The sequence below is a fragment of the Gordonia bronchialis DSM 43247 genome (assembly GCF_000024785.1).
Lineage (GTDB): Bacteria > Actinomycetota > Actinomycetes > Mycobacteriales > Mycobacteriaceae > Gordonia > Gordonia bronchialis.
In genome coordinates, this window is sequence record NC_013441.1 from 2724573 (window position 1) to 2739259 (window position 14687).

General features: G+C 68.0%; 15 protein-coding genes. 6 read left to right on the forward strand and 9 right to left on the reverse strand.

All coding sequences use genetic code 11. The features are described from left to right. Positions 1 to 75: 75 nt before the first annotated feature. A complete protein-coding gene (locus tag GBRO_RS12610) occupies positions 76 to 1317 on the forward strand; it encodes a M23 family metallopeptidase (protein ID WP_012834332.1) in 1242 nt (413 codons plus the stop codon). Positions 1318 to 1323: 6 nt separating this feature from the next. On the opposite strand, the gene GBRO_RS12615 is transcribed toward GBRO_RS12610, so the two are convergent. From GBRO_RS12615 to GBRO_RS12630, 4 genes are all read right to left on the reverse strand, one after another. Then, entirely contained in the window at positions 1324 to 1692 is a 369-nt protein-coding gene (locus GBRO_RS12615; RefSeq protein WP_041919876.1) for a TraR/DksA family transcriptional regulator, read from the reverse strand. Between the two features lie 87 nt (positions 1693 to 1779). After that, complete coding sequence (locus GBRO_RS12620) at positions 1780 to 1992, reverse strand: hypothetical protein (protein ID WP_012834333.1); 213 nt, start codon at positions 1990 to 1992, stop codon at positions 1780 to 1782. Positions 1993 to 2149: 157 nt separating this feature from the next. After that, complete coding sequence (locus tag GBRO_RS12625; RefSeq protein WP_012834334.1) at positions 2150 to 2950, reverse strand: crotonase/enoyl-CoA hydratase family protein; 801 nt, start codon at positions 2948 to 2950, stop codon at positions 2150 to 2152. Between the two features lie 42 nt (positions 2951 to 2992). Next, a complete protein-coding gene (locus tag GBRO_RS12630) occupies positions 2993 to 3433 on the reverse strand; it encodes a hemerythrin domain-containing protein (protein WP_041919877.1) in 441 nt (146 codons plus the stop codon). Positions 3434 to 3746: 313 nt separating this feature from the next. On the opposite strand from GBRO_RS12630, the gene GBRO_RS12635 reads away from it, so the two are divergent. The 5 genes from GBRO_RS12635 to crtI all read left to right on the forward strand — a co-directional run bounded on the left by GBRO_RS12635 (position 3747) and on the right by crtI (position 9200). Further along, positions 3747 to 4472: a dienelactone hydrolase family protein gene (locus tag GBRO_RS12635; protein WP_012834336.1), complete on the forward strand. Its 726-nt coding sequence runs from the start codon at positions 3747 to 3749 to the stop codon at positions 4470 to 4472. A gap of 99 nt (positions 4473 to 4571) precedes the next feature. Then, on the forward strand, positions 4572 to 6029 hold the full coding sequence (locus GBRO_RS12640) for an MFS transporter (protein WP_012834337.1): 1458 nt from the start codon (positions 4572 to 4574) through the stop codon (positions 6027 to 6029). Positions 6030 to 6127: 98 nt separating this feature from the next. After that, on the forward strand, positions 6128 to 6673 hold the full coding sequence (gene idi / locus GBRO_RS12645; protein WP_012834338.1) for an isopentenyl-diphosphate Delta-isomerase: 546 nt from the start codon (positions 6128 to 6130) through the stop codon (positions 6671 to 6673). After that, positions 6670 to 7593, forward strand: coding sequence for a phytoene/squalene synthase family protein (locus tag GBRO_RS12650; RefSeq protein ID WP_012834339.1), 924 nt, complete (start codon positions 6670 to 6672; stop codon positions 7591 to 7593). Before idi ends, GBRO_RS12650 begins: the two co-directional genes overlap by 4 nt. Continuing rightward, a complete protein-coding gene (crtI, locus tag GBRO_RS12655) occupies positions 7590 to 9200 on the forward strand; it encodes a phytoene desaturase family protein (RefSeq protein ID WP_012834340.1) in 1611 nt (536 codons plus the stop codon). Before GBRO_RS12650 ends, crtI begins: the two co-directional genes overlap by 4 nt. Before the next feature lie 153 nt (positions 9201 to 9353). On the opposite strand, the gene GBRO_RS12660 is transcribed toward crtI, so the two are convergent. The 5 genes from GBRO_RS12660 to GBRO_RS12680 are packed head-to-tail and all read right to left on the reverse strand — an operon-like array spanning position 9354 to position 14613. Then, positions 9354 to 10844, reverse strand: a complete 1491-nt coding sequence (locus GBRO_RS12660) for a phytoene desaturase family protein (protein WP_012834341.1) — start codon at positions 10842 to 10844, stop codon at positions 9354 to 9356. Next, positions 10841 to 11977 carry a glycosyltransferase gene (locus tag GBRO_RS12665; protein WP_012834342.1) on the reverse strand — a complete coding sequence of 379 codons (1137 nt, stop codon included), beginning with the start codon at positions 11975 to 11977 and terminating at the stop codon, positions 10841 to 10843. The genes GBRO_RS12660 and GBRO_RS12665 overlap by 4 nt, the downstream gene beginning before the upstream one ends. After that, complete coding sequence (locus GBRO_RS27000; RefSeq protein ID WP_012834343.1) at positions 11964 to 12788, reverse strand: carotenoid biosynthesis protein; 825 nt, start codon at positions 12786 to 12788, stop codon at positions 11964 to 11966. The genes GBRO_RS12665 and GBRO_RS27000 overlap by 14 nt, the downstream gene beginning before the upstream one ends. Next, positions 12785 to 13501 (reverse strand): hypothetical protein, encoded by a 717-nt coding sequence (locus tag GBRO_RS27005; protein WP_012834344.1) that lies wholly within the window; start codon positions 13499 to 13501, stop codon positions 12785 to 12787. The genes GBRO_RS27000 and GBRO_RS27005 overlap by 4 nt, the downstream gene beginning before the upstream one ends. Then, complete coding sequence (locus tag GBRO_RS12680; protein ID WP_012834345.1) at positions 13480 to 14613, reverse strand: polyprenyl synthetase family protein; 1134 nt, start codon at positions 14611 to 14613, stop codon at positions 13480 to 13482. Before GBRO_RS12680 ends, GBRO_RS27005 begins: the two co-directional genes overlap by 22 nt. Positions 14614 to 14687 lie beyond the last annotated feature (74 nt).

Genomic DNA, 14687 nt, shown 5'->3' on the forward strand with positions numbered 1-14687 from the left:
ATCGGTATTGGACTCCTCGATGTCGTTGCGGTGCAACAATCAGTTGAGCCGGGGACCAGACAACTGGAGTACATCATGATCTGTATCGTCCCCGCCGGCGTCATTCGACCGCTCGTCCTCACCGCACTCGGCTGCGCAACGGTTCTCACGATCGCGGCGTGTTCGACGGGTTCCTCCGACACCGCCGCATCGTCGTCGAGTGCCGTCGCGACCGACACCGCGCCAGATGTCGTGACGCCCGTCATCGCCTCGACGGTCGACGATCCGATCCCGGTCGTCGGTTCGGACGGCAGGACGCACCTCGCCTACGAGCTGGTGCTGACCAACGTCACCCCCGACGCGGTCGCCATCCGCTCATTGGCGGTGAGCTCGTCCGATCAACAGCTGCTCACCCTCGACGGCGCGGCGCTCACCGCGCTCGCGCGGCGGGGGAGTGGCCGGCCGGGCCTCGATCTCGACGGTGGCGAGTATGCCCGACTGACGCTGGATGTGGCACTGCCCGAAGGTAGCCCGACGCCGACCTCACTGACCAACACGTTGACGGTTGCTCCATCCAAGCCGCAGCCGCCGCTGATCCCCGCGGTCATCGCCGAACCCATCAGCGTGCGGGTCTCGCCACACCAGGCCGTGACACTCGAATCGCCTCTGCAGGGCGACGGATGGCTCAACGGCGACGGCTGCTGCATACCGAGTGCGCACCGCACCGCGGCCAACCCCATCAACGGAAGGCTTTGGCTGGCAGAACGTTTCGCCATCGACTGGGTTCGACTCGACGCTGCGGGCAAGATGTTCGTCGGCGATCCTTCCGCGCTTGCGTCCTATTCGTACTACGGAGCCGAGATCCACTCCGTGGCGCAGAGCACCGTCGTTGGCGTGGTCGACGGACTGCCCGACCAGGTGCCGGGACGGACGCCCACCGGATTGCCGCTCGACCAGTACGGCGGAAACCACGTGGTCGCCAAGATCTCCGACGGGGTGTTCGTCTTCTATGCCCACCTCAAGCCGGGCAGCGTCCGGGTGAAGGTCGGCGACTCGCTGAGGCCGGGACAAACGGTCGGACTCCTCGGCAACAGCGGCAACTCCGATGCTCCCCACCTTCATTTCCACGCGATGAACGGACCCGACCCGCTGCGTTCCGCCGGAATCCCGTATGTCTACCGACAGTTCACGGTGGCGCACCGGCTACAGGCCGAGAGCCAGCTCGAGGAGTTGCTCACCACGGGCGGACCGGTGGCGTATGCACCCGAGCCGGTCGCCAAGGCGGTCACCGACGCCATGCCGATCGACCTGGATCTGGTGAACTTCCCGACCGGCTAGACGCACTCACCAGCGTCGGCTGGGACTGCGTATGGCGCAGCGGACGCACTGCCGCGCAGCAGGCAGCACCTCGAGGCGTTCGGAATCGATCTGTTGCCCGCAGGTTTCGCACAGCCCGTAGGAACCGTGCCCCACACGCTCGAGTGCCTCGTCGATCTCGGCCAGGCGTACCCGTGAACGTTCGAGCTGCGCCAACAGATGTCCGCGTTCGACGGCGAGCGTGGAACCCTCGGGATCGTGCTCGTCGTCGGCGGCCTCGTCTGCGGTGGCCTCGAGCACCGCCGCCAACCGTGCTGCGAGCGATTCGATGAGGTCAACCGTGCGCCCTCGTTCCGCGACCAACATGCTCCGCGAGGTGCCGTCCTGGCCTCTCATCGGATCGCGAGTCGTGCTCGGCTCCGGTTCATCACACCTTTCTACACCCGCAATGAGACAGCCGGCTTGGGCTTGACGCCGGAGTGGTCAGTCCGCGTCGGCCGACGGGCCCGTGTTGGTGCCGCCGTCGGACACCTCGAAGTTCTTCCATTCACCGTCGTCGTAGACCTGCATCGCGGTGCCGAGGGCGTCGTCGGGGACCTCGACGGTCTTGAACCAGTCATAGGCGCCTGTGGCGTCGTCGAACTCGGTTTCCTCGATGACCTTCTCCTGCGCATCGATCACACGGTAGCGAGCCATGATCGTTCACCAACTCTCTGTGCTTCTCGTCGTCTGCCGTCTCTCCCCGACGGTAGGCAGACGCCGCCGGCAGCACCCGCAGCACACCTGTATGATGCCGAATCGTGTTCTGCGACAACAGATCGGTAACGATGTCGAGCGAAAGGTTGCGCTGGCCTCAGTCCGGGTCGGCGAAGCGCGCCGGACGGCGTTGCATGCCCGCCGCCACCGCTTCCATCTGATTGGGCGAACCCATCAGACCCACCTGCAGTTCGCTCTCGAGCAACAAGGCCGAGTGCGCGTCGCAGCCGGTCCAGGTTTCGTCGTAGAGCCGTTTGGCCGCCCGTACCGCATGCAGCGATTTGGTGGCGATCTCGTGTGCCACCGCAATGGCATGCGCCAGCGGGTCCTCGCTGACCGCGGTGACCAGCCCCAGCGCGTGCGCCTCGGCGCCGGAGATGATGCGCCCGGTGAACGTGAGTTCCTTGGCCACATCGGCCGAGACGAGTCGGGGGAGTGTCTGGCTGATACCCATGTCGGGTACCAGCCCCCACTTGACCTCCATGATCGACAGGCGTGAATCCGGTGTGGCATAACGAATGTCGGCACCCAGCGCGATCTGCAGTCCGCCACCGAAACAGTTACCGGTGATCGCGGCGATGACCGGCGCGGGTACCTGCGCCCAATCGGTGGACACCCGCTGCGCATGATTGGCCGGGTTGTCGTCGGTCCGGGCCAGCAGCGTCTCGGCGCCACCACCGGCACCGAGCGAGCCGATGTCGAGCCCCGAGCAGAAGCTCTTGCCGGCGCCGTGCAGCACCACCGCACGCACCGAGCGGTCCTCGGCGACGGTCGACGCAGCCGCGACGATGCCCTCGAACATCGCGGCATCGAGCGCATTGTGCTTGTCACCGCGGTTCAGCGTCACCGTCGCGACACCAGCGTCGTCGACATCCACCAGTACCCGTGGCTCACCCATCACTTCGTCTCCTCGTCGTCATCATTGTCGGCCGGTCGTGCATCACAGCATCCGGACACCCGGGTGCGCGCGCTGCCAGGCGTCGATCGCCGAATCCCACTGGTCTCCGTCGAGCGTGGTCACCGAAGCCGGGAAGAGCGCGTCCTCTTCCTTCGCGATGTGCTCGTGCAGATCGAACACAGCCGTGCGGAAACGGTCCCGATCGGCCGGCACCGACAGATCCATCAAGGTCAGGAAGGCATCGAGTTCGCGATGTTCGTCGATCAGCGGGGCGATGTAGTCCTCGAAGATGTCGTCGGAGGTCAATAGCTGGGCGAACAACCCGTCTTCCTCACCCCGCCAGTGCGAGCGCAGTTCCACGGCCATCCGGCCGGCGAGCTGATGAGCGTGGGCCACGTCTCCGGCGTCGAGCGCCCGTACCGCATCCCCACCGAGATTCACCGCCCGTTCGTGTTCGGCGGTGTAGTCGCGCAACAACGGCATGTCCGGGCATCCGCAGTACTGACACACTGTGCGCCTCCCGAGGTCTCCGACAGGGCTGACCCCACCGTACTGGGCCGCCACATCTCGCAGTGCCGACTGCCCGCCACCCGCCGAAACGTCGTTGCACCCGGTGCAACACCGTTGCTACCGTCCGAGAACCACAGAAGGAGGTGATACCCGATGAACGCACATCCATGGGTGTCCCCCTCCGGAATCACGATCGCACCCCGCGTGGTCGCCACCGGCAACCACTGAGCGATCCCGTGCCGGTCGTCCGGGAGCACCACCCAGGTCACTCCCGAAAGGCACCATCATGCAGTTCTCATCCGAACAGCGACTCGACGACGACATGCGCGAGCGCCGTTTCACCGTTGCCGGGATCCCCGGAATTCTCTGGACCCCGTACCCGTCGACCCCGACGCCGCTGGTCCTGCTCGGCCATCCCGGCGACCTCGATTCCATGTATCCACGGCTGCTCGAGCGGGCCCGGTCCTGCGTGAGCCTCGGCTTCGCCGCAGCCACCATCGAGACACCCGGCGCGGGTGTCCGACCGCGCTCACCGGCCGCCGACCAAGCACGCAAGGATCTGCGTCGCGCCATGGCGGCCGGTGACCCGCTCGAGGACATCGTCGATCGGCTGGTCCTTCCGCTCGTGGACACCTCCGTTCCGGAATGGCAGGCCACCCTCGACGCGCTTCTGTCGCTACCCGACATCGGAGGCCCGGTCGCGTGGTCGGGAGGGGTGATCGGCATCGGCATCCGACTCGCCCGCATCGAGCCGCGCATCTCGGCAGCTCTGTTGTTCGCCGGCACCTTCGTTCCCAAGACCCTCGTGGACGAGGCTCGTCAGATCTCCATCCCGCTGTTGATGCTGCTCCAATGGGACGACGCCGGAAATGACCGGCCGGCCGCGCTGGAACTGTTCGACGCCTTCGGTTCGGCGCAAAAGACATTGCACGCCAACATGGGTGGCCACACCGGGGTCCCGGCATTCGAAGGCGACGACGCGGCCCGGTTCTTCGCCCGGCATCTGACCTGATCGCGCCACGACAGCAGGCGACAGCACGCGACAGTCCGGCGACAGCGCCGGCTCCTAACGTCCTGCGGTAGTTGCCACATCGATCGGAAGGAGACTGCCATGACTGCCGCCGTCACCTCCGCGACGCACACATCGTCGCGTACCTACACCTCCCTCGCCGCCGCCTGGATCCCGCTCGCCGCGCTGTGCCTGGCGTTCTTCGTCGAAATGGTCGACAACACGTTGCTGTCGATCGCATTACCCACCATCGGACGCGACATGGCCGGCGACACCACCGCCCTGCAGTGGATCACGGGCGCCTACTCCTTGACCTTCGGTGGGCTGCTGCTGACCGCGGGTTCCATCGCCGACCGATTCGGTCGTCGTCGGGTACTCCTCATCGGTCTCGCCGCATTCGGGTCACTGAGCCTGCTCGTGCGGGCCGTATCGAACACCGGCGAGCTCATCGCGTTGCGGGCCGGGCTCGGGATCGCCGCGGCGGCCATGGCGCCGATCACCAACTCGCTGGTCTTCCGCCTGTTCGACGACGAGAAGCTGCGGATGCGCGCGATGACCGTCATGATCATCGTCGGCATGTCGGGGTTCGTCCTCGGCCCGCTGATCGGCGGGACGGCGCTGGCCCACGTCCGCTGGGAGTGGCTGCTGCTCATCAACGCGCCGATCGCCTTGATCGCGGCCATCGGAGTCCGGTTCGGTGTCGCCGCCGACCGGCGCGACGATCTCACCGGGGACGCGCTCGATCTGCCGGGCGCACTGTTGAGCATCACCACGATCGGGCTCGCGTGCTGGTCGTTGACCAGCGGGGTGGAGCACGGCTGGCTCTCGGTGAGCACCATCGCCGCGATCGTCGGGGCAGTCGGGGCCGGCGTGCTGTTCGTCTGGCATGAACGCCGCAGCCCCGCACCGATGCTCGACATACGACTGTTCACCAACGGAACCGTGCGCGGATCGGCGATCGCCCAGATCGGTACGTCGGTGGCGATGGCCAGTGTGATGTTCGGGCTCATCCTGCACTTCCAGTACGCCTACGGCTGGAGTCCGGTCAAGGCGGGCCTCGCCAATCTGCCGATCATCGTGACGATGGTCCTGGCCACGCCGCTCTCCGAGTGGCTTGCCGCGCGGTTCGGTCATCGCATCGCGTGCCTGATCGGCGCGGGGTGTCTCGCGGGTTCGATGGCCGGACTGGCCTGGGGCGTGGAGCACGGCTACGGGGTCATCGCTGCCTGCATGGTCCTCATGACCATCGGCTTGCGCACCGTCATGACGATCTGTGCGATCGCTTTGGTCGCAGCGACGCCGCCGAACCGCACATCCATCGGCACCGCGCTGAACGACACCGCACAGGAGGTGGGCACCAGCCTGGGAACCGCGGTGGTCGGCACGCTCATCGCCGTACTCGTCACCACCACCCTGCCGGCCGGGGTGTGGAGCAGTTCACTCGTCGAATCCTTCTTCCACGGCGAGCGCATCACCTATGCGGTGCTGGCCGTGGTCGTCGGGCTGATCACGGCGGGCGGAGCGCTCACCCTGACCAACTCGCGCAGCACCGAGGAGTGAGCCTCGGCAGCGACCATCCGGATCGGCGGCGGCACCGAATTTCCTGGAGAACGGACAGTCCTGCGACGATGCTCTTGAACCGAGAAACGGAGGCCGCGATGACGAACGACCTGGTCGTGCTGCTCGATGAACGACGACGACCGTGCGGTACGGCACCGCGACGCAGCGTGCACGGCACCGACACACCGCTGCACCTGGCGTTCTCCTGCCACATCGTCGACTCTCACGATCGCATCCTGATGACGCGGCGGGCATTGGCCAAGACGACGTGGCCGGGGGTGTGGACCAACTCCTACTGCGGACACCCCCGGCCGGGGGAGTCCGTGGAGGACGCGGTCCGGCGATACGCACCTCGTGAACTCGGGCTCGAGGTGGACGGGTTGCACTGTGTGCTACCCGACTTCGACTACCGGGCCGTGGACGCCGACGGCGTGGTGGAGAACGAGATCTGCCCGGTCTACTGGGCTCGGCCGATCGGTGCACCGCAACCGAACCCGGACGAGGTGATGGACCACGTCTGGGCACCCATCGACGATGTGTGGGCGGCGGCAGCCAATACTCCGTGGGCCTTCAGTCCGTGGTTCGTCGAACAGGTCCGTGCTCTCGGGCCGCGGCCCCTCGAGGCGATCCGGTGGGCGTCATGACCGTCAGCGTGCGACCACCGACCCAGTCCGACGACACACGGCCCTATCACCACTACGACGATGTTGCCGACGAGACCGCGGCGCTGGTGATCAGCTCCTATTCGTCGTCGTTCGGGCTGGCGTCACGCCTGCTCGCGAAACCGGTGCGCCGGGACGTGCACAACATCTACGCGCTCGTCAGGGTGGCCGACGAGATCGTCGACGCCCCCCGGCCCGATCAAACCGAAACGCAACGGCGCCAGGCGCTCGACGCCCTCGAGACCGAGGTCATCGCGGCCCTGCGCACCGGGTCGAGTTCCAATCTGGTCGTACACGCCTTCGCCCGCACCGCCCGCCGCACCGGCATCGACGCCGCCCTGGTGGCCCCGTTCTTCGCGTCCATGCGCGCCGACCTGGACTGTGCGGTGCACGACGAGCAGAGCCTGGCCGACTACATCTACGGTTCGGCCGAGGTGGTGGGGCTGATGTGTGTGCATGCCTTCCTGTCCGACCACCCGCACCGCAAGGCGCGTTACGACCAGCTCGCGCCCGGCGCACGCCGCTTGGGCGCGGCGTTCCAGAAGGTCAACTTCCTGCGTGACCTGGGCGAGGATGCCGGCCAGCTGGGCCGGCGCTACCTCGTCGGACTCGATCCCGATCACCCCACCGAACAGGCCTGGCAGCACTGGCTCGACGACATCGACGCCGACCTCGCTGCCGCCGCGAGAACGATTCCGTTGTTGCCCAACGGCACTCGGGTTGCTGTGTGCACCGCACATGACATCTTCGCCGATCTATCCCGCCGGTTGCGGGCGACACCGCCCGCGCAGGCCTGCCGCACCAGGGTTCGCGTTCCTGGACGCGAGAAGGCACGGATCGCGGCAGCGGCCGCCCTCCGGCGCGGCAACCCACGCGTCACAGCGCAGGCCCCGGCGTCGTGACCGGGACTCACCAGAAACGAATTGTCGTCATCGGTGGCGGGGTCGCGGGCCTGGCCACCGCGACCCTGTTGGCCGCCGATGGCCACGACGTGGAACTCGTCGAGAAGAACCCGGACCTCGGTGGGCGCGCGGGTTCGTGGGCACACAGTGGGTTTCGTTTCGACACCGGGCCGTCGTGGTGGCTGATGCCCGAGGTCTTCGACCACTTCTTCCGCCTCGTCGGGACCTCCACCGAACAACGTCTGGATCTGCGTAGCCTCGATCCCGCCTATCGGGTGTTCTTCGAGGGTGACGCCGACCCGATTGACATCACCGCCGACGTCGACCTCAATCGGAAGGTCTTCGAGTCCGTCGAGCCCGGTGCGGGCGCCGCGCTCGACGATTATCTGACGTCCGCGCGTCGCGTCTATGACCTTGCGGTGCAACGTTTCCTCTACACCAACTTCGATTCCGCGGCCGCCTATCTGGGGCCTACGGTACTGCGTAATGCACCCGAACTCACCCGCCTGTTGCTCCGGACACTGGACCGGTTCATCGCCGAGCGATTCACCGATCGTCGCCTGCGCCAGATCCTCGGGTACCCGGCGGTGTTCCTCGGCTCATCCCCCGATCGCACGCCGGCGATGTATCACCTGATGAGTTGGCTCGACATCGCCGACGGGGTGCGTTACCCGGTGGGCGGATTCACCACCCTGGTCGACGCGTTGGCCGCGGTCGCGCTGGAACACGGTGTGCGCGTTCACACATCAACCACAGCCGTCGCCATCGAAACCACGCCCCGACGTCGGCTCACCCGGCCGCTGGGGCGACGCGCATCGGTGCGCGGTGTGCGGGTCCGTGACGACGACGGTGACGAGCGGACCATCGACGCCGACGTGGTGGTCGGCGCCACCGACCTGCATCACGTCGAAACCCGGCTGTTGCCCGCCCGGCTGCGCACCTTCGGTGAGAAGTGGTGGGACCGTGCCGTATCCGGCCCCGGCTCGGTCCTCGTCTTCCTCGGCGTACGCGGCGAGCTTCCGCACCTGGCGCATCATTCGTTGTTCTTCACCGAGGACTGGACCACCAACTTCGATGCCATCTTCGAGAGTCCCACGCGCGTGCCGGATCCGGCATCCATCTATGTGTGCCGTCCGTCGGCGACCGATCCGAGCGTCGCACCCGCCGGTCACGAGAATCTGTTCATTCTCGTCCCGGTGCCGGCGGATCCCGATCTCGGCGCGGGCGGTGAGGACGGCCACGGCGACGCCACGGTCGAGCGGATCGCCGATCGCGCCATCGCGCTCGTCGCCGACTGGGCGGGTGTGCCCGACCTCGCCGAGCGGATCGCCGTGCGGCGCACCGTGGGACCCGCGGACTTCGTCACCGATGTCAACGCGTGGTCGGGTGGGGCACTCGGACCCGCACATACGTTGCGGCAGAGTGCCTTCTTCCGCGCGACCAACCGTTCCCGCAAGGTCGACGGCCTGTACTACGTCGGGCACAGCACCACCCCCGGCATCGGCCTCCCGATGTGCTTGATCAGCGCCGAGCTCGTCCGCAAACGCCTCCGCGGCGACAAGTCAGTCGGCCCGTCGCCCACACCACCACCTCCCACCACTGGTTGAGCGGAACAACCCCCACCGCTGGTCGAGCCACCCCGTGACCACGGATCACACCGCCCGACCCCCACTGCTGGTTGAGCCGTGACTGACGAGCGAAGCGAGACAGCCGCGCGTCGAATCCACCCCGCGACACGACAATGTCAGCACCACAACGGATCACACCGCCGGACCGATCAACTCGGCCACAATCTTCGCCGACATCATCACCAACGGCAGTCCACCGCCGGGGTGGGCGGAACCGCCGACCACGAACAGACCTGGAACGTCGGTGGTGTTGCGCGGCCGCAGGAAGGCGGCGCGCGGACCATTCGACGACGTCCCGTAGATCGACCCGCCGGGAGTGAGCGTGCGCCGTTCCAGATCCGCGGGTGTCAGGATGTCGCAGTGCCGCACACGAGTTCGGATGTCGAGTCCACGCTCGGCCATTCGGTGCAGGATCATGTCCGCGTAGTCGGTGGCCAATGCGCCGCGGTCCCAGTCGACTCCGTTTCGCGGCTCGTGTCGGGGCGCATTCACCAGCACGAACCACGCACCAGTACCTGGCGCCGGCACGATCTGTGGGTCCTCGGGGGCAGACAGGTAGATGGTGGGGTCCGCCACGGGACGTGGCGGACCCCCGCGGCCGAAGATGGCGTCGAACTCCGCGTCGTAGTCCTCGGGGAACAGGACCTGATGATGACATCGGTCCGGCGGGGGATCGTCGACACCGAGCAGCAGCACAAAACCCGACAGCGACGCTGTCGCGCGCCGGATCCGGCGCAGAGCCCTTGCCGCTGAACGCGTGTGGAGCAACGATCGATACAGTTGCTCGGCATCGGCGTTGGCGACCACCAGATCAGCCCGGCGGTAGGTGCCGTCGGACAACACGACGCCATCGGCGTGCCCGTCGGCGCCGACGCTGATCTGCGCGACGGTGCTACCCGTCTCGATGACGCCACCGAGTGCCTCGAACCGGTCGGCGATCGCGGTGGCGATCCGCCCCAGGCCACCTGGGACATACCATGATCCCCACGCCTGCTCCGCCCACGGCACCGCGGCGAGAGCCGCCGGGGCACGCCTGGGATCTGAGCCGGTGTAGGTCGCGTACCGATCGAGCAGCATCCGTAGCGGCGGATCGCGCAGATAGCGGGATCCGAGACCTCGCAGCGACCTCCAGGGGGCGATGGTGGCGATGTCGGCGGGCCGGGCAGCTCTGAGCAGCGAGCGGCCACTGATCGGCGACTCCAGGAACGTGTGGTGGGTGAGATCCCAGATGTGTTCCGCGCGAGCAAGAAACGACATCCACTGTGCACCACGACCCGGCCCGAGCGCGGTGTCGAGTGCATCGGGGATCTCGGACAGCTCACCCGGCAGATCCAATCTCGTCCCGTCCGGGAATCGGTACCGGGCGGCGATGTCGAGGCGGGTCAGCGGCAGTACGTCGTCGACCGCGACGCCGGTGGCCGCGAACAGCTGCTGCAGCACGTGCGGCATCGTCACCAGCGAGGGTCCGGTGTCGAAGATGAAGCCATCACGTTCCAGCACACCGAGTTTCCCGCCGATCTCGGCAGACTGTTCGATGATGCTGACCCGGTGGCCCAGCGCCTGCAACCGCAGCGCGGCGGCCAATCCGCCCACGCCGGCGCCGACGACGAGGACCTCCGTCATCGGCCCACCGCCACCGTGCGCCCCTTCCAACGCGCCGTGCCGCGCCGGCGTGCGATCATCGAATCCGCGGTGAGCAGCCCGAACGCGAGGATCGAGATCGGATGCGCGGCCACGTCGGGCCAGATCCGACCGTGCGTGGTCGCGGCGACAACCGCCCGGGACGTCACGCCGGCGAGGTATCCCACCAAGCCGGCACGGGATCCGCCGACCATCGCGATCGCCGGGACGACGTGCACGACGACGAGCAAGCCGACCACCGCCACGGCCGCCGACGACGATCCGAAGGCCGCCCACAAGGACTTTCGATACCCGTCGCGGAGAGCGACGGCACCGGTGTACATGCGGCACTCGGCGATCTGGCTGCCCTCGGTCACCCCACCGCGTCCGCCGACGGCTTTGACGGCGCGGAGCAGCGCGATATCCTCGATCACCTCGGCACGCACGGCGTGGTGGCCGCCGGCGCGGCGGTACACTCCGGCGTCGACCACGAGCAGTTGGCCGTTGGCCACCGACATCGACGGTCGCGCGGTGCGTTCGGCGAGACGCAGCGGAAGGGTGCTCATCCACGACCACTGCAGCAGTGGCTGGATGAGCCGTTCGGCAACGGTGTCGGCGCGTTGCCGCGGGTAAGGACTCACCAGGTCGAGTCCGGTGTCGCGCAGCAACGCCCCGGCGGCGACGAAGGCGCACGGTCGCACCCGCACGTCGGCGTCGACGAAGATCAGCAATCCCTCGGCATCGTCGGCGCGGCGGGCCAATTGCGCACACGCCCACGGCTTTCCGAGCCAGCCGTGCGGTGTGGGTGTTCCGGTGATCACCTCGACCCGGGGGTCCCGGCCGGCATATCCGACCGCCAGCTCGGCGGTACCGTCGGTGGACTCGTCGTCGAGCACGATGACGCGGCCCGGTCCCGGCCACCGATCGAGCGCGGCGAGGATCGCGTCGAGGCAGTCGATGACGTTGCTCGCCTCGTCACGCACCGGCAGCAGGACCACGAGCGGCTCGGAGTGCGGCACGGCAGTCAGATCGGGTTGTCGCAGGGTCATCGCATTGCGGACGGTGAGGGCGAGTGAACCGACGGCGAGGACGGCGCCGACGCGGACCACCTCCTGCCAACGATCAGTCGCGGACACGGTCTCGCCCCCGGATGAGCACCACGATCAGTGGAATCGCGATGGCGCCCATGAGAAATGCGCCGACCACGGCGACCGAGGGACGACCGAAGAACAGAGCGTGGGCGAGCACGCAGGAGCCGTAGGTCCACAGGTAGACGGTGATCGGTAGCGCGTCGGTGGTGGGCCGGCCGATCAATCGGTCGAGAATGATCATCATCGTCAGTGACACGACGAACCAACCGGCGAAGTTGGTGAGCGGGATACCGTCGACTCCCGGCAGGGCGGGCTCGGGGCGAGCCCACACCCAGTGGCCCTGGTCCACCATCTGCGGATCCAAGAACACATCCCAGGCGGTGAGCGCACACGCACCCACCACGGCGACGGCCCATCGCCGACGCGGTCCGACGAGGCGGCGGGCCACCACCAGCGCCGGCCACGCCATCATGATCCAGGCGAGCGGAACGAGGACCGGCACGCCGAGGACCTCGGGTCCCAGTGTTCCCGAATAGGCATAGTGGCCGAACGGGAATCCGGTGTGCACGCCCACGGATTCGGCCACCAGTCCGCCGCCGGCGGCGACCGCCACGAGAACGAGGGCAGCACGGACGCCGACGCTGCTGGCCACGTGGACACACGCCGTGGTAGCGAGGAGAAGAACGCTCGCGGCGGTCAGCGGCAGCGTCCCGCCGTCGGTGAACGGGAAGCACGCCTGCACGATCACCGTTGCGGCGAACAGACCCCAGCTGAGAAGCAGTGGCAGGCTGCGCGTTCCGTGCGGCGGGGCGGCGGTCGCAGGGCGTCGACGTTCGGCGGCGGATGTACGCGTCACGGGGTCCGCCCCTGATAGCGGCCCGCGAGTTCGAGCACCGCGAACCGGGCGAAGAGCTCCTCGGCATACCAGTGCTTGGGCACGGTGTCGCGGATGGCCTGCCGGTGTGCCGTTGAGCGGTAGGCGAAGTCGGTGAGGGCGGTCGCCGAGTCCCAGATCGAGAAGGTGCCCTGCAAACCGACGGGCGCCTCGCCGATGCCGAGTGCCAGCCGAAGACCTGGCGCGCCACCGAGCTCGGCGACCACCGGCGGCACCGCGCGCCAGAACGACAATGCCCGGGTGGGCCGCAGCCGCGCGCGGGTGACGACGGCGACCGGTCCCGGGTGCGCGGCGTTGCGGCCGGCACCGATCCCGAAGGGTTCCCGGCCGGCCCAGCGACCCCGGCTCGACAACGGCCGCAGCCGCACGGTCAGCTCTTCGTGACTGGCCTCCGACCACGAGCGGATGAAACGCGAGGACCCGGCGGCGTCGGCCGCGTCGATGTCGGGCCACACCGTCAGCAACGCCCAGTGCCGCGGGTCTGCGTCGCGCGGGGTGAAGGTGCGCGCCGACCCGGTGCCCATCAGCTTGCCGAATCGCAACCCCGGCAGTCGACGGAGGCCGACTCCGCCGTATGCCATGCGTCCCAGCGCACCGGTGACGCTGCGTACTCCCCAGATACGCAGGTCCACCACCGGGGTGGCGACCTGCGTCACGAGTCCCGCCAGATGCATCGGGACACGAGGCGAGCCAACGCATTCCGGCACACGTCGTCGACCGGCAGGGTCTCGACCGCAGCCAGCGCCTCGGCGGCGAGATCGTCGATCCGGTCTTCGACGTGACGCACGGCCCCGGTGTCGTGCAGCACCCGGCCGACCGCGACCAGGTCGTCGTCGGTGAGATGCGGATTTCCGAGGGATCGTTCGAGGAGCAGGCGCTGCGCCGGGTCGGCCCGTTCGGAGGCGACGGCGACGAGCAGGGTGCGTTTTCCCTCGCGAATGTCGTCGATGACGGGTTTGCCGGTCGTCGCCACGTCGCCGAATACCCCGAGCAGGTCGTCGCGCAATTGGAATGCCTCGCCGGCGATCAGTCCGAGGGACTCGTAGGCGTCGAGCAGGTCGTCGTCGGCGCCGGCGAGCGCACCGCCGAGCCGGAGTGGCTGGGCGACGGTGTATTTCGCGCTCTTGTAGTGCAGTACCAGCCGGGTACGGGTCAGCGATGTTGTCGGTGTGGCCTGGGCCAGCATGTCCAGGTACTGTCCGCCGACCGTTTCGTCACGCATCAGCGACCACACCGCGCGGGCCCGTTGACCGATCTCCGGCGATGCGGCCGATACCGCGTCGGCGAGCACCTCGTCGGACCACATCAGACAGAGATCCCCGGCCAGGATGGCCACGGCCTGACCGAACGCCTCCGGGTCCCCAGCGAGGCCGTCGGCCGTGTGCCGGTCGGCGAAGCGGCGGTGTACGGTCGGCATTCCCCGACGCCGGTCGCTGTGGTCCATCACGTCGTCGTGGATGAGCGCGCCGAGGTGGAACAGTTCGATCGCCGCGGCGGCGTCGACCGCTCCCGCGGGAAGATCACCGCCGGCGGCACCACGTGCACCCCAGAGACAGAACGCGGCGCGCAGACGTTTGCCACCCGAAAGCGCACGAACGAGGTAGTCCGCCAGGGGAGCGATGTCGGGGTCGATATCGGCCAGGCGCCTGCCCCGGGCGTGGACGTGGCGGTTGAGCACGGCGTCCACGCCCAGCATGTTCTCCGCCCAGAGCGTCTCGATCGCGGTGTTGATGGTGGCGGTGTCGATGGTGGCCGTGGGCGCGTGCGAGATGTGTGGTGGTGACACGCCATGTATTCGGAGCCATCGAGAGATCGGATGGGACGGCAACTCGACGGCCCGCGGCGCGAACCGGACGCCGC

What these genes read in the sequence shown, in the direction of transcription:
- GBRO_RS12660 (WP_012834341.1), bottom strand. Translation starts at nt 10,844, where the DNA reads ATGACGGAGGTCCTCGTCGTCGGCGCCGGCGTGGGCGGATTGGCCGCC.
- GBRO_RS12635 (WP_012834336.1), top strand. Translation starts at nt 3,747, where the DNA reads ATGCAGTTCTCATCCGAACAGCGACTCGACGACGACATGCGCGAGCGC.
- GBRO_RS12625 (WP_012834334.1), bottom strand. Translation starts at nt 2,950, where the DNA reads ATGGGTGAGCCACGGGTACTGGTGGATGTCGACGACGCTGGTGTCGCG.
- GBRO_RS12650 (WP_012834339.1), top strand. Translation starts at nt 6,670, where the DNA reads ATGACCGTCAGCGTGCGACCACCGACCCAGTCCGACGACACACGGCCC.
- GBRO_RS27005 (WP_012834344.1), bottom strand. Translation starts at nt 13,501, where the DNA reads ATGCATCTGGCGGGACTCGTGACGCAGGTCGCCACCCCGGTGGTGGAC.
- GBRO_RS12640 (WP_012834337.1), top strand. Translation starts at nt 4,572, where the DNA reads ATGACTGCCGCCGTCACCTCCGCGACGCACACATCGTCGCGTACCTAC.
- GBRO_RS12620 (WP_012834333.1), bottom strand. Translation starts at nt 1,992, where the DNA reads ATGGCTCGCTACCGTGTGATCGATGCGCAGGAGAAGGTCATCGAGGAA.
- idi (WP_012834338.1), top strand. Translation starts at nt 6,128, where the DNA reads ATGACGAACGACCTGGTCGTGCTGCTCGATGAACGACGACGACCGTGC.
- GBRO_RS12615 (WP_041919876.1), bottom strand. Translation starts at nt 1,692, where the DNA reads ATGAGAGGCCAGGACGGCACCTCGCGGAGCATGTTGGTCGCGGAACGA.
- GBRO_RS12610 (WP_012834332.1), top strand. Translation starts at nt 76, where the DNA reads ATGATCTGTATCGTCCCCGCCGGCGTCATTCGACCGCTCGTCCTCACC.
- GBRO_RS12630 (WP_041919877.1), bottom strand. Translation starts at nt 3,433, where the DNA reads ATGCCGTTGTTGCGCGACTACACCGCCGAACACGAACGGGCGGTGAAT.